The 19,503-nt window shown below is 62.4% G+C and carries 20 protein-coding genes and 1 tRNA gene; 17 read left to right on the top strand and 4 right to left on the bottom strand.

What is annotated here, in order from left to right; translation table 11 throughout:
• The first annotated feature begins 72 nt into the window (after positions 1-72).
• Together V3B25_RS00485 and V3B25_RS00480 are read left to right on the top strand one after the other, a co-directional pair.
• On the top strand, positions 73-990 hold the full coding sequence (locus V3B25_RS00485) for a hypothetical protein (protein WP_049400418.1): 918 nt from the start codon (positions 73-75) through the stop codon (positions 988-990).
• The gene (locus V3B25_RS00480) at positions 987-1,748 is read left to right on the top strand and encodes a hypothetical protein (RefSeq protein ID WP_006375415.1); all 762 of its coding nucleotides are present in this window, start codon (positions 987-989) and stop codon (positions 1,746-1,748) included. The genes V3B25_RS00485 and V3B25_RS00480 overlap by 4 nt, the downstream gene beginning before the upstream one ends.
• A 161-nt stretch (positions 1,749-1,909) precedes the next feature.
• Here V3B25_RS00480 and V3B25_RS00475 read toward each other — a convergent pair whose 3' ends face one another.
• Complete coding sequence (locus V3B25_RS00475) at positions 1,910-3,697, bottom strand: type II secretion system protein (protein WP_080355149.1); 1,788 nt, start codon at positions 3,695-3,697, stop codon at positions 1,910-1,912.
• Between the two features lie 165 nt (positions 3,698-3,862).
• Here V3B25_RS00475 and V3B25_RS00470 point away from each other — a divergent pair, with 165 nt between their 5' ends.
• The 5 genes from V3B25_RS00470 to V3B25_RS00450 all read left to right on the top strand — a co-directional run bounded on the left by V3B25_RS00470 (position 3,863) and on the right by V3B25_RS00450 (position 6,916).
• Positions 3,863-4,036: a hypothetical protein gene (locus V3B25_RS00470; protein WP_006375368.1), complete on the top strand. Its 174-nt coding sequence runs from the start codon at positions 3,863-3,865 to the stop codon at positions 4,034-4,036.
• Positions 4,027-4,491 carry a hypothetical protein gene (locus V3B25_RS00465; protein WP_006375367.1) on the top strand — a complete coding sequence of 155 codons (465 nt, stop codon included), beginning with the start codon at positions 4,027-4,029 and terminating at the stop codon, positions 4,489-4,491. Before V3B25_RS00470 ends, V3B25_RS00465 begins: the two co-directional genes overlap by 10 nt.
• A gap of 114 nt (positions 4,492-4,605) precedes the next feature.
• Positions 4,606-5,202 carry a ParA family protein gene (locus V3B25_RS00460; protein ID WP_006375366.1) on the top strand — a complete coding sequence of 199 codons (597 nt, stop codon included), beginning with the start codon at positions 4,606-4,608 and terminating at the stop codon, positions 5,200-5,202.
• 35 nt (positions 5,203-5,237) lie between these two features.
• A complete protein-coding gene (locus V3B25_RS00455; protein ID WP_224481864.1) occupies positions 5,238-5,807 on the top strand; it encodes a hypothetical protein in 570 nt (189 codons plus the stop codon).
• 2 nt (positions 5,808-5,809) lie between these two features.
• Positions 5,810-6,916, top strand: coding sequence for a hypothetical protein (locus tag V3B25_RS00450; RefSeq protein ID WP_224481863.1), 1,107 nt, complete (start codon positions 5,810-5,812; stop codon positions 6,914-6,916).
• Between the two features lie 40 nt (positions 6,917-6,956).
• On the opposite strand, the gene V3B25_RS00445 is transcribed toward V3B25_RS00450, so the two are convergent.
• The 3 genes from V3B25_RS00445 to V3B25_RS00435 all read right to left on the bottom strand — a co-directional run bounded on the left by V3B25_RS00445 (position 6,957) and on the right by V3B25_RS00435 (position 9,215).
• Positions 6,957-7,103: a hypothetical protein gene (locus V3B25_RS00445; RefSeq protein ID WP_154354769.1), complete on the bottom strand. Its 147-nt coding sequence runs from the start codon at positions 7,101-7,103 to the stop codon at positions 6,957-6,959.
• A gap of 118 nt (positions 7,104-7,221) precedes the next feature.
• Complete coding sequence (locus V3B25_RS00440; RefSeq protein WP_032971086.1) at positions 7,222-8,118, bottom strand: HNH endonuclease; 897 nt, start codon at positions 8,116-8,118, stop codon at positions 7,222-7,224.
• 5 nt (positions 8,119-8,123) lie between these two features.
• On the bottom strand, positions 8,124-9,215 hold the full coding sequence (locus V3B25_RS00435; RefSeq protein ID WP_006375359.1) for a hypothetical protein: 1,092 nt from the start codon (positions 9,213-9,215) through the stop codon (positions 8,124-8,126).
• Between the two features lie 765 nt (positions 9,216-9,980).
• Between V3B25_RS00435 and V3B25_RS00430 the strand changes: the two genes are divergently transcribed.
• The 10 genes from V3B25_RS00430 to V3B25_RS00385 all read left to right on the top strand — a co-directional run bounded on the left by V3B25_RS00430 (position 9,981) and on the right by V3B25_RS00385 (position 19,496).
• On the top strand, positions 9,981-10,382 hold the full coding sequence (locus V3B25_RS00430; protein WP_006375357.1) for a hypothetical protein: 402 nt from the start codon (positions 9,981-9,983) through the stop codon (positions 10,380-10,382).
• A gap of 28 nt (positions 10,383-10,410) precedes the next feature.
• Positions 10,411-11,046 carry a hypothetical protein gene (locus tag V3B25_RS00425; protein ID WP_006375355.1) on the top strand — a complete coding sequence of 212 codons (636 nt, stop codon included), beginning with the start codon at positions 10,411-10,413 and terminating at the stop codon, positions 11,044-11,046.
• Positions 11,047-11,105: 59 nt separating this feature from the next.
• Positions 11,106-12,170, top strand: a complete 1,065-nt coding sequence (locus V3B25_RS00420) for a hypothetical protein (protein WP_224481862.1) — start codon at positions 11,106-11,108, stop codon at positions 12,168-12,170.
• A 65-nt stretch (positions 12,171-12,235) separates the two neighbouring features.
• Positions 12,236-12,568, top strand: a complete 333-nt coding sequence (locus V3B25_RS00415; RefSeq protein WP_006375352.1) for a hypothetical protein — start codon at positions 12,236-12,238, stop codon at positions 12,566-12,568.
• Between the two features lie 23 nt (positions 12,569-12,591).
• Complete coding sequence (locus tag V3B25_RS00410) at positions 12,592-15,570, top strand: TraM recognition domain-containing protein (RefSeq protein ID WP_006375350.1); 2,979 nt, start codon at positions 12,592-12,594, stop codon at positions 15,568-15,570.
• A gap of 86 nt (positions 15,571-15,656) precedes the next feature.
• Positions 15,657-16,181, top strand: coding sequence for a hypothetical protein (locus V3B25_RS00405; RefSeq protein WP_006375347.1), 525 nt, complete (start codon positions 15,657-15,659; stop codon positions 16,179-16,181).
• Between the two features lie 137 nt (positions 16,182-16,318).
• A complete protein-coding gene (locus V3B25_RS00400; protein WP_032971083.1) occupies positions 16,319-16,522 on the top strand; it encodes a hypothetical protein in 204 nt (67 codons plus the stop codon).
• 151 nt (positions 16,523-16,673) lie between these two features.
• Positions 16,674-16,760: transfer RNA gene (locus tag V3B25_RS00395), tRNA-Tyr, on the top strand.
• Between the two features lie 50 nt (positions 16,761-16,810).
• Positions 16,811-17,632 carry an ankyrin repeat domain-containing protein gene (locus V3B25_RS00390; RefSeq protein WP_224481860.1) on the top strand — a complete coding sequence of 274 codons (822 nt, stop codon included), beginning with the start codon at positions 16,811-16,813 and terminating at the stop codon, positions 17,630-17,632.
• A complete protein-coding gene (locus V3B25_RS00385; protein ID WP_006375344.1) occupies positions 17,610-19,496 on the top strand; it encodes a helicase HerA-like domain-containing protein in 1,887 nt (628 codons plus the stop codon). Before V3B25_RS00390 ends, V3B25_RS00385 begins: the two co-directional genes overlap by 23 nt.
• The last annotated feature ends 7 nt before the right edge of the window (positions 19,497-19,503 follow it).

The following is a 19,503-nucleotide window of genomic DNA, read 5'->3' as shown; positions in this document are numbered from 1 at the left end:
ACACCGGCCCTCATCGTTTTCCCGTGCTGGTCCCGCAGCTACCATGGCGGGACGACAAGGGAGGAGTAGGGGATGGAAAAGTTCGATTGGTCGAAGGTGGAGTTTGCACGCACACCCTGGCGGAGCCGGGTTATCCCGGACGCGCTGCCCATCCTCATCCGGTGGGCGCAGGAGGGCGAAGCTCATTCCTACAGCGACCTGGCCCAAGAGCTGCACGACACCTTCGGACACGAGATCAAACCCCGCAAAGACCTCTACGGCACCGTCGCCGGGGGAGTGGCCCAGGCCCTGCAGTGGCTCAGCGAGCAGTGGAAGGAACCCATCCCGCCCCTCCACGCAATCGTCGTCAACAAGAACACGAAACACCCTGGCGAGGGGGCGATCACCATCTCGCCAGCTTACTTCGCGGGGAAGAAGCTGGACACCGAGGAAGAGCGCCGTGCGCACTTGCGAGAGGCGATGGAAGACGTTTTCACCTATCCCAATTGGGACCGGGTCGCCCGCGCTCTGGGAGCCACCATGCTGACCCCGTCCGCCGGGGCGGTTGAAGAGGTGGCAGCGGATGCGCCTCTTCCCCTTCCTAAAGTCCAGGAGGGGGGGCGGCCAGAGAGCGACGAGCACAAAGCGTTGAAGGCGTGGATGGCCAGCCATCCCGAAGAGTTCGAGGACTTTGGGTGCTTCCCCATGGGGAGCAACGAGAAGTTGTTGAGCTCGGGTGACCGACTGGACGCGCATTTCGATAACGGAAGACATCGCCTGGCGGTGGAAGTTAAAACCAGCAAGTGCTCGGAGGACGAACTCCAGCGAGGCGTCTATCAAGCGGTGAAATACCGCGCCGTTCTCCGGGCCGAGCAGAAGGCCATCCGCCACGTGCCCAACGGGGAGGCGGTGCTGGTGTCCACGCGCGCTCCGAACGCGGAAACCCGTGCGCTCATCAAGCGGCTGCAGGTGCGGTTCCAGCAGGTGCCGCTGGAGGCGGAGCAAGAATGAAGCCTGAGGAACTGGAACAACGTATTCGCCAAATCGATGGATTCGTTCGGGTGCTCACGCAGGAGTGCCACATCCTCGACGAGCGCCGGCACATTCTGTCCCCACTCATTCAAGACCCCGAGATTCAGGCAGGGCTGAAAGCCAAGCTGGACAAGACGCCGGGGGCCAATGCCTGGAACCACTTGGCGCCGCTTCTTGGACAAGACCTGGTGCGCGATCAGTCACGGCTTTTTCTGGATAACGATTCGCGGTCCGGTAGCCTGACCAACCTCTGGCGAAAGCTTCAAGCAGATCCCGCGATCAGGGAGCACTACCGGGAGCGCTACGGTCGCATCTTCGATCACTTCCACGACGAACCGATCAGTGACCTGCCGCCCGAAAGCTCGGCTGTTTTCCAGGAGAAGTTCAGACAGAACGATCGGGACGAGAACTACTCGCGCTTCGATAGTGGCTGGGAAAGGGTCTCCAATGAAATGGTGATCCTTTCGGCTGATCCCGTGGCAGCGAAAATCAAGACCCTCCGGGACAAGCACCATGCCCACCTGGAAATGCGCAAGCTGGACGAGGAGCCTGGCGCGTTTGACATCAACACGCTTGGGTTGACCTTCAATGAGGTCTTGGCTTTTGGCGATCGCTGTCAGGCCATCGTGGCAGAGCTGGGGCTGCTCTTGACCGGAACCCGTTGGGATCCGCAGCAATACGCGTCGGTTCACGAAGCCCAGGGCAAGGCGATGTGGAAAACCTTGGCTGGGCTTTGACTTCGAAGCACAACAGCGAAGAGCCCAGAAGCCGCCGCAGGTGGCCAAGCCACCTGCCTTCTGGAAAGCACGCTTGGTGCGAGGGCATCGCCTCCGGTCGGTTTTGGAAATCCGAAGCTTTGCCACTTCCAACGTGAGGGATGCCCCCGCCTTCTTTGCCGTCAAGGGCACTTGAATTCAAAGCCCACCCAGTCGCTCGCTCCCAGGTCTTGCCAGTAGAACCGCGCGCCTGGACCCACGACGCTGCACGAGCAAGCCGCCGGCCAAACCGCGGTGCCTGGGTGGTTGACGAAGCCGTAACCTGGCATCGGAGTCAAGTTGGCGCGCAGCGCGTAGACACAGGCTTCCAAAGCCGGTGTTGGGCGGGTCACGCCAGGTGGCTCTGGCGTAAACGTGGGGGTGTCGTTCGTTTCGTATTGCCAAGTGCATGCCAACGAGGTGGCTTGAAGCTCGGCCAGGGTCCGGGGAGCGTTGCAGAAGATCGCCCAGCCGTAGTGCCCTCCGTCTCCCCACGAATGCCAAGATCGCCCGGTGTATTCGGGAAACGTCGGAGGTGGTGCGTTGGGGGTGCATGTATTGGCCTCGTTGCGACGAAACCCAGTCTCCGCCCAATTTGTCCAAGTGGTGAACGTCGGGCTGGGCAGCGACCACGTGGTGGCTGGGCAGTTGTATGACCCGGTCCTCGTCCGCCGCTGCTCGGCCTGCCACGTGTGCGATCCACTCTGGCCTGCCGGGCAAGCGGCACTCGCGGCGACCCACTGGGTTTCGGCTTGTGGGAAAGGCGCTGGGCAAGCCGCGCAGGTGGTGTTGGTCTGGGTCCACGCGTTCCACGAACCGGTGCCCGTGCACGCGAAGGTCCGCTGCTGCCCAATCGCGCCAAACTGACCTGCAGGGCATCCCACGTTGCGCGTCTCGGGAGCAGGGCACGGCGCGCAGGCGCTGCTGGTCGTGGTCCAACTGCCGGCCGTCGTGGACCCAGCCCACGCCTCGTAAACGCTCGGGTCGGGTCCGCAGTGGTGACGGCGGTTCTGGAACACCTGGCCGACCTGGCCCGATGGGCAATTGATCGTTCGGTTCTCGCTCCACTCCTGGCAAGACGGCACCGTGCTTGTCGGTGGCGGTGTGGCCGGGGGTGAACTCGGTGGGGCCGGAGGCGTCACGCTCACCGGGGGGGCGGGCGGCGTGACCGGTGGGGGTGTCGTGGGAGGAACGCTTGGTGGCGGGGCGGTTGGGGGCGACACCCCCGTGGAAGGTGGCACCGGACCTACGGGCCCCACCGGGGATCCCACGGGCGGAGAAGCGGGTGGGGTGACCGGGGGCGTTGCAGCTGGCAACACCAGCGGTGATCCGGTCCATTCGCCCCCCAACAACCCGCTGTGGTAGACGAAGACCACGCGCGATTTGTCCGCACACGTGCGGCTCAGCAATCCGACGTCGAGCTGGCCGCCGGTGTTTCGAATCACCGACACGTCCGACACCTGCGCGTCCCACACCCCGCCCGCGTTGGCCGCGACCAGGGCCACGCACGCTTGACGATCAAGGCCGGCGTAGCTGACGGAGAACGAATCCCCGAAGCGTTCGACGGTGTAGGGCTGGACGTTCACCGCGCCGCCCCACGCGTTGGTCAAGACGCTTTCCCCGGCGCCGAGTTGGGATTCAGGGGCCAAGCCATCGACCACCACGGCCGTGGTGCTCACCCCGCGAAACGTCCCCACCATCCCAAAACTGCTCTCGATGCGTCGGGACAGCTCGCGCAGGTTGCGCGTTTCGCTGGCCAGCTTGGCCTTTGCATCGACCTGCCCGAAGAACAGGAACATCGCGCCTGTGGCGGCGGTCACAACGCCCAGCGCCAGCAAGGTCTCGGTGAGGGTGAAGCCCAGCGCGCTGCGCACGCCCTTGGAAAGGCGGGTGAGGGTGGGCGAACAGCGGGGGCGGATCGTGTGCGTCATGCATTCAGCATGCGATGCACCTTGGATTCCGCAAGCCCCTGTTTCTAGTCAAAAAAAGTTGGATTTTCCATCTTGACATTGCTCGGTGGTCTGGTTGCATGGAGTTAGGGGAGTGGGGCGACCTACTCACGAAGACCGATTTAAATAACCCAAGAGACCGCCGCCATGATTGAAAGCCCCACCCGCTCGGCCCGCCCCATTGCTGGCCTTCCCTTCGCGCACATCCCACCCACGGCTCCCGCGTTCCTGCCCGAAGGCAAGCTTCGCCGGCAAGCCCGGCTGGCCCGCCAACAACGCCACTTCGAGCGCCAACTGCGGAAGGAGCTGAAATGGAAATGACCGTCCACCGGCTTGCAGAACGACTGTTACAGGCCATTGAGCACTGCAACCCTTGGGCGCTGAGAGAAGCCATCGCTGCTGTCCGCGAGGCGCGCCTGGAGGCTTGGAGGGGCCTAACGGCTTTCCCGTCCTTGGACCACCCGGTGGGGCCCAACGGAATAACCGCTTTCCACGTCGCTTGCATGGCGTGGCACGTAAACCAGGACCACCCACACAAACGGCAGTGCTACGACAAGATGGCCGGAATCCTGGCCGAAGCCGGGGCGGACGTGTTCGCGGAGTTTGGTCCGGCAAAGCAACGCTGGACGATCATTGAAGCACTGCATGGCGCAGCACCACCGTCTGTCAAAGCATGGATGGCCTCCCAGCCGTTCGATTTGCATTGCTCGCCTTCAAGCGTCGCCCACACGCTGCGGTGGGACTGCCGTCGTCCAGTCGCCTCGCGGGAAGAATAGAAAAGAATCCAAGGCCTGAACGGCCCGAAAGGGTTGCAAAAACATGCACTTGCGCAACGGTGGCGTCGGGGTAGATTCGGTAGGAACCCCTATCTACTCACGAAAGGATGCCGTATGCGCCTGTGCAACTTCTCACTCAAGGGTGGCGTCGGCCGCACGACGCTGGCCCTGAATCTTGCCGGGTGCTATGCCCGTGACCCCAACCTGCGTGTGTTGGTCAACGACCGGGACAGGCAGAGTTCATGCCTGGCATTCTCCGGGCTGTCGGACGAAACACCTTTTACCGTATCCCGCTCACGCTCCCCCGGCTTCGATATCGAGATCATGGACATGCGTAACGACATGCCTGATAACGAAGCACTCCCGGATGCCGATCTTTACCTGGTGCCCACGTTGCTCGATGTGGCGAGTTTTGTCATTTTCCTGCGAACCGTGGATGTGCTGGAGAAAAAGGGGAAGCGTTATCTGCCGATCGCCAATAGGGCCAACGAGAAGCGGGCAGCCCATCGCCGCCGCCTGGAGCACCCCAAGATGTCGGGAGCGATCCTGGTGCGCGATCGAGCGTTGTTTGCGGACTGCTACGAGGAGGGAAAGACCGTGTTCGACGCCAACGGTCGCTGGGCCCGGGTGGCCCAGGAGGAGATCCACGCCCTGGCTGTCCGGGTGCACGACATCCTTGTCGCTGGTGCAGGCCGGAGGGCTGCGGCATGATGGAGCTTCCCTTGGTTTCCCTCCCAGACCTACCCATGGCCACTCGCAAAGCTCCTGCCAAGAAGGCTGCCACGAAGAAGGCCGTCAAGCGCACCTTGGATGACGTCAAGGACGTGACCCATGCCAAACCCCGCCGGGCCAGCAAAGCGGACACTTCGACTGTCGCCCGCATCCCGGAGCACCTGTTGCTGGGGCCGGGCGACTACCCGCAGCGCAAGTCCTACTTTGACTACGACGACAGCCAGAAGGCAGGAAGCGTGGGAGGCAAGCGGGTTCACATGGTCATGCCCCGATCGGTCACGCTGCACGACTACCGCCGTCGGGAGGATGGGCTGCGCCACCACCGGGCCATGGTGACTATCCCGCCAAAGCTCCGCGAGAACATCGCCAAGCTGTTCGGCTTTGACGATTCGGAGGACGCCGGTAGTGAAGTCGCGTTGACCACCGCCATGGTGGCGCTGGCAGACTACGCGGCCGCGTCGCTCATCCAGGACAACACGCTGCTAATCGTGAGCTCGCCGGTGGACGAGCACGCGGAGGTCCGCAAGGCCGCCAGGGTGGCGGTGCGGAATCTGGGGATGAGCAAGAACGGTAAGATCTACTGAGCGTGGCACTTGCCCCTCTGAATGCTGATCAAGAGGACGCGATCTGGGCCAAAACCTGGCGTATCCCAGGCATGACGGCACAGCCGCTGACGGGTTGGCTGCTTCACTCGATGGGAATCTGGGCAGACAAGCGCACGCTTTCTGATCGGGTGCTCAAGATTTTTAAGGTCTCCGCCAAGACGTGGGAGATCGGGATTCCACGCAGGCCTAAGAAGCGGCAGCAGGTCTGCGATGGTCTGGTTGCTTACGTCCAGCAAAGCCACACTGAACTGATGCCGGAGTGTGCGGAGCGCCAAGCCCGTGCAATGGAGCGAGCCGCACGCGCGCTGGCCGAATATCCAACGCTTCCTCCATGCAGTTTTTTCCACCAGACAGTTGGCATCGCGGGTGGAGACCGCTTGGAAGCACTAGCAGTTGCCTTAGATGAGGTTTCCGCAGATGTTGTGCACGGGCGGCTATCCAGGGATGGCCTTTCCGTGGCGGTGGTCAAAGCGGCAGCAGAGGTAATTGGGCTACCCGCGGGAGCTATGCAGCCGGACAGCCGGCTCGATCCAGGCTTGGACGGGTTGCTCCTGCTATTGGCTCAGATGGATCACGACCTCACCACTCCCCTGATGGCTAACGCGGGTGAGATCAACAGCTTGGTGGCACTTTTGATTGATTCGCCCGGAAGTGGGGCGAGGAAGCGGGTTCAGCACCGACTTTTGGACATCTACTTCGCCTTGGCGCTTGCCGCACGCGGGCGTGACCTGCCAGAGAGTTTGCCGAAGGTCAGGGAGATCGAGGACGCGCTCATGGGCGGCCCGCCTGAATCCGGAGGCCAGTCCTGGGTGGTGCGTTGGCGCAATGGAACCAAAGCGCTTCGAGAAGAGGATGTGCTATCGGTGATCGCGCACGTCGGACACGTTTCGGGGAAAGACGTGTCATGGACGATGCGCCGTCTCTATGCTGCAGCCCAAGCGTGGGGGAGGGTGGAAGAGCAGGGTGTGGAGGCGGTAATGCTGGCCGGTGAGCGCTACAACCAATGGTGGAATGCTCTGTGCAACCAGGGGCGGGTCAAAACCCCATGGGTCCAACCCTACTGGTCCCAGTTCTCGCAGAGCAAATGATGAAGCGGCTCCCCTCACTTCGAGGCGAAGCCGCCATGGCTCACTTGCCGTTCCGCTTCGCAACCACTGAGGCTGCTTTGGCCTTGAACGCCCGTTGCTGAGGAGAGGGGCTGGGTTGCCGATCCACCGCGCTTTGGATGCGTCGCTGGGCCGTCTGCGTCATTGGCTTCTTCTTGCTGTTGCTCATTGTGTTCTCCTTTCAGGAGGTTGGGTGAGCGGTCAGCGTAGGAGGGAGAGCGGGGGGAGTGGGTTAGGAATCTTGGAAGTTTGACGAATCCGTGGGGAATACGGGGGCCAAGCACCGGCTATCCCGGTAGGGCGGTGCTGTTTAACTCGGACGACCCGTGCCCCACCAGCCTCTTTCTTAAAGCTTCCTTGGACATCTTCGGTGGGGCGGTTAACGTAAGATCCTTCCCGTCCAACGAACGGTAGTAGGGATCATCCACCCCAGCAGTGACGTAAACGACCAGGTCCGGCCCGATGGTCAACAGGCCCGCATCGAACAACGCGTGGATGTCCTTCCGTAGCAGTAGCCCGTTGCTCAAGGCGTTGGTAGATGCCCCGTTGTAGGGGACGATGTGGGCCGCGTCGATGACGCTTGCCAGGGCGGTGCCGGTGACCATGCACACCGCTCCGTAGTGATCGACCAGGCGTTTGCGAAACTCGGCTTGGCCCTCTCGGATCACACGGAGGACCTGCTCCATTCGCTTTCCCTCTGCTGCGACAGCGTCAGGAGCGGGGGGCAATGGCTTTTCCACCCTTAATCGCCCGCTTTCCTCAAGCACGCCTTGGAGGGCTTGGATCACGTCGTGACTGAAAAGCTCGGATGCCGGGCGCAGCTGAAGGTCAATCCCGGACCGGTGCCGGATGTGCGCCAACAGAAGTGCGGCGTCCTCCACATACTTGAGCTTCTTTTCGCGCATGTTCCAGAGTTGGTTCAGCTCGGTAAGGCTGTATACCTTCAGCGCGGACCTAATATCCCGGCTGCTCATCCGAAGGTGGCTCAGCCCCTTTTGCAGGTGTTGACGAACCAGGTATTCCTCCAGCTCCGGCGGGTTTCCATCTTCGTCAGCGCGGATGGTGAACAGGCTGCTGAAGGGCTTGTTGAATTGCTCCTTCCACTTCTTCTTTCGCCGCTGAGGCTTCGACGGGGTCCGGTTAGCCTTACTGTCGCTTCCCTTGTCCTGATCCTTTTCATCCATGTCGGTCAATTGATTGTCTGAGCTTGCCTCAATGGTAAGGGATCCCTGGTGTCCGGGCGCCCTTTCGACTGGCGCTTGCGGGCTTTCAACCACGCCGCCGCCAGATCGTCCACGTCTGCCTGCAGCGCGGCCCGCTCTCCAGGCAGCCATGCCCTCAACGTCCCTTTGGCCACGCCCGCGTCTCGCTTCGCCAAACGCCGCCTTGCTTCCAACCACTGGGCTTTCGTTTCCCCCTCACGTGTGGCTTGACGCTGGGTCCGCATGCGAACCGCATTGGGCTTGTCGCTGTAAGCCGGGACGTGGTCTTTGCCCATGCTGGGCCACAGTGTTTCGTGCGCGCCCTGTCGCCGCAGGCGGATCTGGCGCAGGCTTGGATACCGGGCCATCCACCGGTTCTCAAAGGTGCGGTCGGGAGGGGGAGCAGTCCCCAAAGGCAGGGGAATGACCAACGCGTGGAGGGCAATCAGTTGCCACACCGCCAATTGAAAAACATCCGCGGTCAACCGGAAGGCCACCACCTCGGGGTGTTCCAGCCATTCGCCCTGGTGCACGTTGCGCAAGAGCGCGGCCAAGTCGTTTCGCGTCAGATGGGCACGCTGGGCCAGTGGCCACCCCAACATCCAGCTGTCCGAATGCCGCTCCACGTGGACGAGGAACCGGGGGTGCATCCAGCGCTCTTGGAGCTGGGCAAGGACGGTGGCTGGCTTGGCAAAGCGCCCCACCTCGACCAGGTGGTTGTTGGAGCGCTGCAGGACAAACAGCCGGTCGGCCAGCAAGGCGTCCAAGGTGTCTGGTGGCAGCCGCTGGCTCAACTCGGGCCAGGCCAACAGGTCACGGCTGCCCCGCTCGGTGATGCAGCGCTTGCAAGCCATGCGCAGGTTCTCGGTGTCCGTTGGGCCGCCCTGGCTCAACGGAACGAGCGGTGAAAGCCCCCAGGCGTGGCGACGATCCAAGTCCAGGGGGGCGGTGCAGAAAGCGCACACAGGGCGTTCGGAACGGCGGGCCACGTCCAGCGCCCAACGGGGAGTGGCAGGCGCACGGACGGCATGGAAGGCCAGCACGCGACGGGCAAACGCGTCCAGGTCAGCGGTGGTCATGGGAGCACTCCTGAAACGAAAGCAGGTGGATCATTGATGGGCCAATGGCGGTGAATGAAGGCCATGGCGCGCACCCTTGTTTGACTAAAACGAAATGGGGCGAGGGCTCCGCGCTTTCCTTCCAGGGGTTCTTTGGCTGCCCACTTGCGATTCGGAAAACACGGTGTCGGTGTATCCAAGGGCATTGCACACGTTTGACTAAAACCAACGTGGCTTGGGTGTCGTGGGGTGGTGCGGCGGGTGGGCGAGGGCAACCTGTCCTGGGGATTCGAGGCAATGCGAAATAGTGGGCTGAGAAACTCCGCACGGATTCCCGGGGTGGGGCATCGGTGGGCGTGAGGGGTGGAAGAGCGGGAGCGTTGCGTGGGCATGGTGTGGGCGATGGTCCTGTGGGGCGAGGGGCGTAGACCACCAATAGCGCACCTGGGGCAACACGCAAGGGGCCGCCGAAAAGCAACTGCAAGAGCCCAACGTGTGTGGAAGCAATGTCGGCAGTGGCAGAGAAGCAGGAGCCCGGACGGTTCCCCAGAGTCGTCATACACATGACGCACTGAAGTGGGAGTGCGTTTTTCGCCCAAGAATCGCTGTAACGCCTGCCGAAACCTCAATGCAATCAAGGCCTGGCCATGTCACCACCGAATGGAGACAGTGTCAGTGCTTGTTAGCTCGTTTGGCCCATGTTTTTCAGGCTCCTGACGTGGGGCCTTGCCAACTCCGAGATTCGCGGTATCGGTGGAGTAATCCCGAAACGGAGTTACTCGACCAATGGCGTTCGTTCGTCAAAACGTAAACCTCGACCGTGGGCAGCTGAAACTTGCTCAGCGGCTTGCCCGTGAATCGGGCAGTGGGTTCAGCGCTTACGTGCGAGAGGCGCTGGAGCGACACAACACCGCCACGTCCGTGGTGAGCGTGCTGGAGAACGCCAACGCTCAGCTGGAGCGCCTCATTGACGATCTGCGGGAAGAGAACGCGCTGTTCCGGAGTGCGCTCCAAGAAGACCTGCGGCGGTTGCGAGACGAAACGAAGGCGGAGCAGGACAGCGCCATTCAGCGCTACGAAAAAGCGCTTCGCAAGGTCGTGACGGCGGCCCTCTCGCAACCCTCTCCAAAAGGTTCTGGTGCGGCCAAGGTGCCCGCAACCGGACCCATGACTGCTCCACGCACCTAATTTTCCCCCACAGCAGGAGATCCATCCCATGAAACGTTTTTCCGTTCCTCTCACTCTCTGCCTGGCGGCGTTCTTGCCGCTTCAGGTTTCCGCCCAAGCCGCCCCTGATGCGGTCCATGCCGCGGAGGACGATGGCAAGCCCAATGCCGACAAGAAGCGTCTGTTCAAAGCCGGTGGCATCGGCTGCGTGGCCGGCGGAGCCATCGCCTTGCTCACGGGCAAGAAAGACAAGGCCCTGGGCGCTTGCGCCGCCGGTGCTGCAGTGGGGGCTTCGGCGTCCTACGTGAAGCAGCAGCGGGAGCACGCCGAGCAGGCCGCCGACGCCGCCCGTGCGGCTGGCATGAAGGCCGAAGTGGTCACCAAGACCGAAACCGTGGATGGCAAGCAGGAAGCCGTCCTGGATTCGTTGCGCTTGAACTACAACCCCACCGACATGAAGCGGTTGGACAGCGAAACTCGGGCCTTCCTCGACAAGTTCGCGGGTCTGTTGAACAAGTCCAGCAACGGGTTGACGGTGGTGTTCAAAGGCGCCGACAAGGCCGCCTGCCAGGTGCCCATCGTTGAGCTGGCCAAGCGTGGCGCGCTGTCCAAGGTCACGGTGGACGACCGCTGCGGCAGCGGTGAGCCCGTGATCGTCGTTACCCCGGTGCCTGACGTCCGGTGATCTCAGTGCCCGGGTGTCGATCGATGCTCGGGCTTCCTTCCCCCTTCCGAGGAGCCCACATGACCCCAGAAGAAAAGAACCAAAGAATCCTTCAGCGCAAGCGCAAGGAACTGCTTGAGCGTGCCAAGGCAACCCCAACCGCTTCGCCCACGCAGGAAGAGCGGCTGGTTTCCGATGGCGTGAAAGAAAACCTGAAAGCTGCCGGTCACTGGGCCGGGGTGATCAGCAAGCGCACTGCCGAGTTGACCCAGAAGGGCTTTGTTGCCGCTGCAGAGAAGGCGAAGCAAGCCAAGGCGCAACTGGACGCAAAGCGCACCCGAGAAGCCCAGGAACATCGTGGTGTCGAAGAGAAGCCTCAAGACGCTCCGCTCACCGTGGAGCAGGAAATGTTGGTCAGGCAACTGACGTCCGATGCAGCTGCACCGGTTCTCGTAGGAGCGGGTGATAAGGGAATGTGCACCGTTTGGGAACTGGTTGATGAATTTGGAGAGCCTGGCGCACAGGTTGCAGATGGATTGGGTGGCCCATCGGTGGACGCCAAGGCGTTGAGCAATGAAGATACGGCAGCCTTGGTCAATCTGTCTCAGCAGGACGCAGTGGAAGTCCTGTCCGTTCCCGCGGTGCTTGAAGGGTCCAACCGGCCCCCGGAGGCCGCGTCACCAGAGCAGCCAGTAACTCCAATCCAACCCAGCCCCCGCTCTCGTTTGCCTTGGGTCTTGGCCGGTGTGGTGGCGGTGGTATTGGCCGCGGGGGCGATCTACTTCTTGCTTGGGAAGAACAACCAGGTGCCTCCGAGCACACCGCCTCCCTTGATGCCGGTTGCCACTCCAGCCGTTCCCGAGCAGCTGCCCAAGGTGGTGGAGGACCCCGTGGTCCCGCCCGTTCCAGCAGTGCTTCCAGAGCAGGCCGAGCCAGAACCTGCGATCGAGAAGCCAGAGCCGGTCGACGCTCCCCCGGTAACGACGACAGCGCTGATTGCGTCCCAGCCCAAGCCTTCGCCGAAACGTGCGACCGCCCCATTGCCGAGGACGGCCCCCGCACCCGCCGCCGAGCCAAGGAATGACTGGCAGCAAAAAGCCAACGCAGACCTGGACGCTTGGGCGAAGAAGTCGGGGATCGACTGATCCCCCTTGCGCATCCGCGGATTCGATCTAGAAAGAAGTGACCTACTCACGAATAAGGGGGCGACATGTTCAAGTGGCTGTTCACGCAATACCGGGAACCCGGAAAACTTCACTTCGGCTCAAAGTGGCTGAACCTGCACGGGCGCTTGTTCCTCGGCAGCCCTGAATCGTTTGGCATGGGCCACCTGAGCGAAGGCGTCCGCCGCACTTTCTACTACTTGCGCGCCGATCGCAGGCCTCCGGTCAGAGACGACGCCGCGTATGAGGCGTGGACCAAGGATCGGCTCTACGCGAGCAAGGTTGAGCAGGTCGCAGAGCGCTGGGTGGCCAAGGCGGGCTTCCTGGCGTGCGCGCCGCTTTGCTTGGTGCTTGCCGTCTTGGCGCATTGGCTTCGTTGATTTGACAGGGGAGGGAAACAGAGATGGAAGCAATCAGTTTGTTCAACGTGCTTGACTGGACGAGTGGCTTGGGCCGCAAGTTCCGACGGAAGAGCGGCGAGCCTTCGGGCGTGAAAGAAGAAATCATCGTCCAGTCCCACGAGGAGTATGAAAACCTCGTGGGTCGCTTTGACGTGACCGATCGCGTTCGCAGCCGAGAGCTCGATGTGCCGGAGGCTGATCGGGATTTCGCGAAGGAATGCGGCGCGGTCTGGGACGAGAACGCCCAGGTGTTCAAGGTGCCCGAAGGACGCAGCGAGGACGAGTTCCAGGAGTGGTGGCCGAAGGTTCCGGAGGATTTGCGTGACACCCAATCGCGGATCATCACGACGAAGCGTGGGCGGCGTGCCGAGGGCTTCTTGCAGGGCAACGACATGGGGCAGGGCGGCGACAGCCTGGCCACTCCCTTGATGTATCTGGCCTTCCCCGTGATCGGCGTTCTGGCAACCTTCCTGGTGAGCCTCATCGGTTGGGCCGGCTGGGCCGCTCTGCTGCTGACCATTCCATACTTCATCGCCCTCAAGCAAGGCGAGGGCATGAAGGAGGCCCTGAAAGCCCTGGTGCTGCTGCAATGGGTTCCGATGGCGCTTCAGTTCATGGTCGGCGACAGCAAGGGCGGCACCGAGGTGGCAATGCAAGCCGGCGGCATGGCTGTGTATGCCCAGATGGCCAAGACCTACCTGTGGTGGGCCTTTGGCTTGGTCGGCGTCCTGTTTGTGGTTTGCTTTGTGGCGGCGGCCTCGCACCCGCACCGGGGCGTCATTGGCGGGACAGCCGCGCGCTTCATTCAAGCGATGCAGTGGGTGGGCCTCATCTTTGCCGCCTTGGTTGTCGCCAAGGTCCTGCCGTTTGGCTTGGGCGAGGCGGCACCTTACGTGTTGGCCTGCATGTATGCGATGCAATACGCCGAAGGCAACTTTGTCCAAAACGCCGCCCGGCTCTACCTGCAGAACAACGACAACAACCTGGCCACCCAAGGGGCGTTGATCAACTCACACGTCAAGGCACGTGAACAGCAAGCCGAGGCGGCCCTGCGGGACAAGACCCCGCTGATCACCATCGGGCGCGCCACGGGGCATCTGTCCGACAAAGGTTATGGCTACTCGCCCGACTTGGGCACCGTGATGATGTTCTCATGGCGCGATTGCCAGCAGGGCCTGCTCGTGTTCGGGGCCATCGGTTCGGGCAAATCCTATGCCGCGTTGCGACCCATCGCTCGTCGGTTCCGTAAAGCCGCCTTGGCAATGGCGTGTGTGGCGTCGGAACAAGGCGATGTAAGGGAGCGTTTGACGCGGCAGAAGCTGGCCGGCGGTGCTCTCATTGCCGACGGTAAAGACGGAGCAATCATCGCGGATCTGGAAGGATTGTTCGACATCGTCGTCAAGCCAGGAATGCGCGTGGGGCCCTATGAAGGGTTGGCGCCGGATCAGATCGTGCGGGCATTGCGCGGCGCATCCGGTGGGCGCGTGGACGAGAAATCCAAGCTTTGGACGGATGGTGGCGATGCGTTTCTCTACCACACGGGCATCATCCTTCGTGCGCTCGTGGATCACGAGATGGCTTACAGGTCCTGGTGCTCGGCCAAGCTGGAAGGGTTGGAGCGTGCACAGATGAACGCGGAGCTTGAGCTGGTCAAACAGCGAAAGCTGGGCGAGGACGTGGCCGAGACTGAGGCGTTGATCGAGCGGATCGCCGAGCAGATCGCCATCCATCGAATCCCGGTGAGCGACGACAGGCAATGGCATTACACGCCATTCCACCACATCAAGTTGTTGTCCATTGTGGAACGCGTGATTCCCGCCAGCCCCGCGCCTCGTGCCAATGCAAAGCTGATGGAGGTGGTGAAATACTTGGGCCTGGAAGAGGCGGACACGAGCCATGAAGAAGAGGGGCGGCTGGCCTATGCGGCTTACCTGCAGCAGCACCGCCTTCGTCAGGACAACGCTCCCGAAACCATCCATCCAGACCTCTTCCGTCCCATGTCTCAGCTGCAGAGCTCGCTGGAATGGGCGTTCCAGGAGATTCCCGCGATGCATCCGGAACAGAGACAATCGTTCACGCTCAACTCACGAGGGCTGCTGGAGAAGCTCTTGCGGGGCGAAAAGCTGCGGGACAGCAAGACGGACATGCCTTGGCATTCGATTGAGACGGGCGAGGTGGACGTGTCCGACGCACTCTATGGAGCCATGGTAGGCCTCTTCTTGCCCCCCACCCAATTCGGTGAAGCGGGTGAAATGATGATGCGCCTGCTCAAACAGCGGGTCATGAACGGAATCAAGGCGCGTGGTGCATTCGGCGACAAGTGGCGCGAAGCGTTGCCTGGGCAAACCGAGGTGATGTTGATGATGGACGAGGCCCACCTGTTGTTGACGGCCGATGACATCAACCTGTTCTCCGTTTCGCGCTCGCTGGGGTTGATGCCCGTGCTTGCAACGCAAGGGTTTGAAAGCTTGGTCAACGCCTTTGGATCAGTCAACGAGGCGGAGCTGATGGCCAACACGATGCAATCGGTGATCGCGCTGAAGTGCTCGCACAACACCCACGAATACCTGGAAAAGCGGTTCGGACAGGCAACGTTGACCACGTTCAAACAGCGCACCCGGGGCATCGACTACCAAGGCGGCATGAACAATTGGCGCCACTCCGTGCTCAACGACCCGGATCATGCCTACGCGTCCGCCTACGACAAGATGCGAATGGAAGGGGCCGGGCGGTTGACGGCTTCGCGCATCGACGCCGTGACGGGTCGCCGCTGGCGGATTGGATCGGAGGACACGCTGGGCCAAGACGAGATCGCGCGCGACATCGACATGCCCACCGGGGGCAAGCGCGAGGTGCAGCCGCTCTTCCTGCAGGAAGAATACTCCGCTCTTCTTGAGCCCCGCGGTCACGCCATCGTGGCGCTGAGCCGTGCCGGCATCAAGCGCTTCGACCTGGCGGAGCTGCTGCCCGACGCGGATTGATGCGGATAGGCGAGGGGGTTTGCCCCCTTGCCAAACCTGCGGATTGATCAACGATGAGCCTATTCACCCCAGCGGAGGAAACAAACATGAGCAACACCCTCTCCCAACCCATCGAAGAAATGACCGAGCTGCGAGCACTCCAGGCGCAGCGCAACGAGCGGCTTCTGGTCGATCGCCCACCGCCCCAGAAGGACAGCGCGGCCCGGGCCGACTTCGAGCAGAACGTGGCCCAAGACCAAGACGCCATCGAGCAACGCCGACAGCGCGTTCTGGATTGGGCAGAGAAGGCCTCGCCCGATCAGATCGCCGCGCTCCAGGCAAAGATCCAGGAGGCCGACAAAGCCGTTCGTGATGCAAAGCCGGACGACAAGCACGAGCAGGTGGTTCATGCGACCGTTGCGCAGTGGCGGCAGCAACGCGGGGCCCAGCGGGAGGAGACCCCTCCCATGTTGACCCGTGAGCAGCGGATGGAGAACGGACCTGGGCGCCTGGGATACGCCGATTACGCCCGCAGTTCGTTGAAGGAGGCGGCTTTCATGAAGGACTACGCTGCCAATTACGATTGGGAGAAGCACCAGAAGCAGGCCCAACCGAACGTCTTCCGACAGTAATTTTTCATCGATGTTCAAATCTGCCCGGTTCTGCGCAGAATCGGGCATTTTTGCGTCTTGACGTCCAGTTTGATGGTGCTTTACTGGTTTTGTAAAGAGTAGGTAGACCTACTCATAAAGCCAAAAGGAGAGCCACCATGTCCACGTTGTTCAATGCCCTCAAAGACTTCGCTTTCGAAAACGCGGTTCCACTGCTGACCAGCTTGTTCCTGCTGACCGCGGCCTTCGCAGCGGCTGTTCTCGTCTACCCCCCGGCCGTTCCGGTTCTGCTCAAAGTGGTGGCCATGGCGGTGGCGGGCTTTGTGACCATCGGGGTAGTGGTCCAGACTTCCTTCCGGTGAGCAGCCGGCGCTGGCTCAAGCTGCGTGCAAGGTGCAGGAAGCGTTGGCGCCGGTTTGACTGGGATGGGTTTGATTTCTGGTTCTACCCCGCGCTGATTTTCTACATGTTGGGTTGGATCGTCTTTGGCCCACCCGACAGCGTTTAGCGTTCGGGTCAGTAGTCCGGTAACGAAGCCGGGGCAGTCTGTAAAACTGCTGGTTCACTCCCCTGCAGGTTCAAGTCCTGCCTGACCCACCATTTCTGCGTGTTGGCTTGACGGCCAGCGATTCAACGCTACAACCATGGGGATGGACACCCAAGAATCCCTGTTGCGCCTCTTGCGTCCCCTGGGCCTCCAGCGAGCGGAGGCCTTGACGGGCGCGCTCGCGCGCGAAGCCGATGCGTCCAAAGGCCTTCACGATTCGCAAGTGTTGGCGCGTGCCCACGCCCTGAGCGTTGCCCCTGTCGAGGGTCGGTTGGGCGATCTGGTCTGGCAGGTCCGCCAGCGGAAGCACGATGATGTGCCCCAAGTGGACCTGCGCTGGGGCTTGCATAGGCTTGGGTTCGACGCGCCCACGCGGGCGTCCACCCAGAACCTGGTGCGTGCTTACGAGAGGCGCTTGGCAGACCGTGACGAGCCGATGGTTTACAGCACCTTGGCAGAGAGGGTGGCTGGGTTGTCCATGGCAGAGCACGTCTCGCTCTTCCAAGGCATGGCGATGGCGGTGGAGGAAGCGCGGGCACGGCAGTCCGATGCAAACCGGTTGCGGGAGAACGCACCATGGCAGGGCTGGCTCGTGGGGGCGTCCCGGGCGGGCCACGAAGCAGCACTGCTGGCCTGCATCGGCATGGGCGCGGACGCCCGGCTGCCCGATGCCAGCGGCAACACGCCACTGCATCATGCGGCCCGGTTTGGTCGCGCCTTGCTGGTCACCCCGCTGGTCCAAGCCGGCGCTGATGTGGCGGCCCTCAACGGCCACGGGTGGGCACCGCTCCACCTTGCCGCCCTTCACAAGCACGCCCGGGCCTGCCTCCACTTGATGGCCCACGGCGCCAATCCTGAGCAGCCAGGGTGGCGAGGGCGGACCCCAACGCGCATGCACCGACATGAGCAAACCCAAGCCCTTTGACGCGCTGGGTGACGTGCCCGGCAGCGTTGCGCCTTCCCAGCCGGTCCGATACTGGCACCGCGCCGTTCTTGCCGGTGCATTCGTTTTTGGCTTGGCCTACGTGGGGAGCATGGGCGTTGCCTGGCTCTTGCCGAATCCCGATGGCTCGCTCATCCGCTTCGCCGATGCTTTGAAAGGTGGTCTGGTGACCGCTTTTCACTTCCTGACCGCTGGCATCTCGGCACGTGCTCCGGCACGGGAGTTCATCGAACTGGTGTCCTACCACCACCCAGTGGCGACATGGTCCCGGATCGGGGTGTCGCTTCTGCTGGCGGCGGGCCTCGGTCTGCGGGTGTTCCTCAAGGCGACCGAGCCGGTGAGCAACACCTGGCACCTGTCCGGACCGCGGTTGCTGGAAGGAAAAGAGGCCGTGGACGAAGCCCGGCACCGCTTGATGACACCCAAGGAAGCCGAGGCGGATCCCTTCGCCCTGTCCCTCCACCCCGATCTGTTGCTGTCTAAAAAGCATTGGGCGCGCCACGTCCTGATCACCGGCTCGGTGGGTTCGGGCAAGAGCGTCATCCTCAAGCACATCCTGGAACAACTGACGCGAAAGAGGGACGCAAAGCTGTTCCTTTACGACATCAAGGGTGATTTCACGTCGATTTTCAAAAGGCCCATCATCGTGTCGCCCTTCGATGCGCGCTCCCACGTGTGGGACGTCGCCGCCGACGTGCGGACCCCGACCCAAGCGGCGGCGTTCGCTGCCTCGATCATCCCGGAGGGCGACGGCAACGCAAAGTTCTGGAGCATGGCCGCCCAGGACTTGTTAATTGGGTGCGTGCGCGAGCTCCAAAACACCCGGCCTGGCCAGTGGGGGTGGCGCGATCTGGCGGCCGTGGTGCGCCGTCCGGCCGCGGAGATGGCCGCAGGCATGCGCCCGCATTACCCCCGCGGCGCCGCACTGGTGCGTGACCCGGAAAGCCAGACCACGTCCAGCGTGCTGTCTTCCTTGGGGGGCTTCACCCGCCTTATCGACGATCTGGCCATCGCATGGCCCAAGGTTGGCAAGCGCCGTTTCTCGATGACCGAGTGGATACGGGACGACTACAACGGGCGCAAGCAGGTCATCGTTCAATCCGGACCGGACCCAACCCTGACGAAGGCCTACATCGCCGCCATGATCAACGTGGCCGTGCCGGATCTCATTGGGCCAGGCTTGCCGGACAACGAGGGCGGGCGTGGGCTCTACTTCGTGTTCGACGAGCTGACCAGCGCCGGGCGCTTGAACATCGATCCCTTGCTGGCGTTGGGACGCAGCAAAGGAGTGGTGGCCATCATGGCGGTCCAGGATCACTCCCAGATTGAGTTGGTCTATGGGGACAAGACCGCCCAGGCCTTCTCGTCGCTGGTGGGGACCCACGTGGTGTGCCAAGTGCAAATGGGGGCGACCCGGGACAAGCTGGCCAGCCAGCTCGGCAAGCGAAAAATCGCCTGGCGTGGGCACGAGGACAAAGCCCAAGTCCACGAAGAAAGCCGCGCGTTGGTTTCCAGCGGTGAGCTCACCGATCGGCTGGGTTTCCGAAAAGGCAAGCGCTACGGTCCCGAGACGTGGGGCATCGAGGCGATCGTGCAGATGGGTGGGGACGTGCTGTTGCTGACATGGCCCGGGAAGAGCCACCCAACGGTTCGCGAGGGGCAGGTGGCCGCTGCGTGGACCACCAAGCCAGCTGGCCCGGTGGTCGAGGGTGAAGGGCCATCACCGGCCGCGTCCCCTGCAAGCGCTGGCGCGTCCGCCTTCCCAACCACCGCCGAAGGCATCGATGCGGTGCAGCGGGTATTGACCATGACACCGGAGGAAATCGACGCGCTTTTCCAGCGGTGAGCGGCCT

The organism is Stenotrophomonas sp. SMYL8, from assembly GCF_036320065.1.
Taxonomy (GTDB): Bacteria; Pseudomonadota; Gammaproteobacteria; order Xanthomonadales; family Xanthomonadaceae; genus Stenotrophomonas; species Stenotrophomonas maltophilia_A.
The sequence above is the reverse complement of the archived record's forward strand: the minus strand, read 5'-3'. Positions and strand labels throughout refer to the sequence as shown.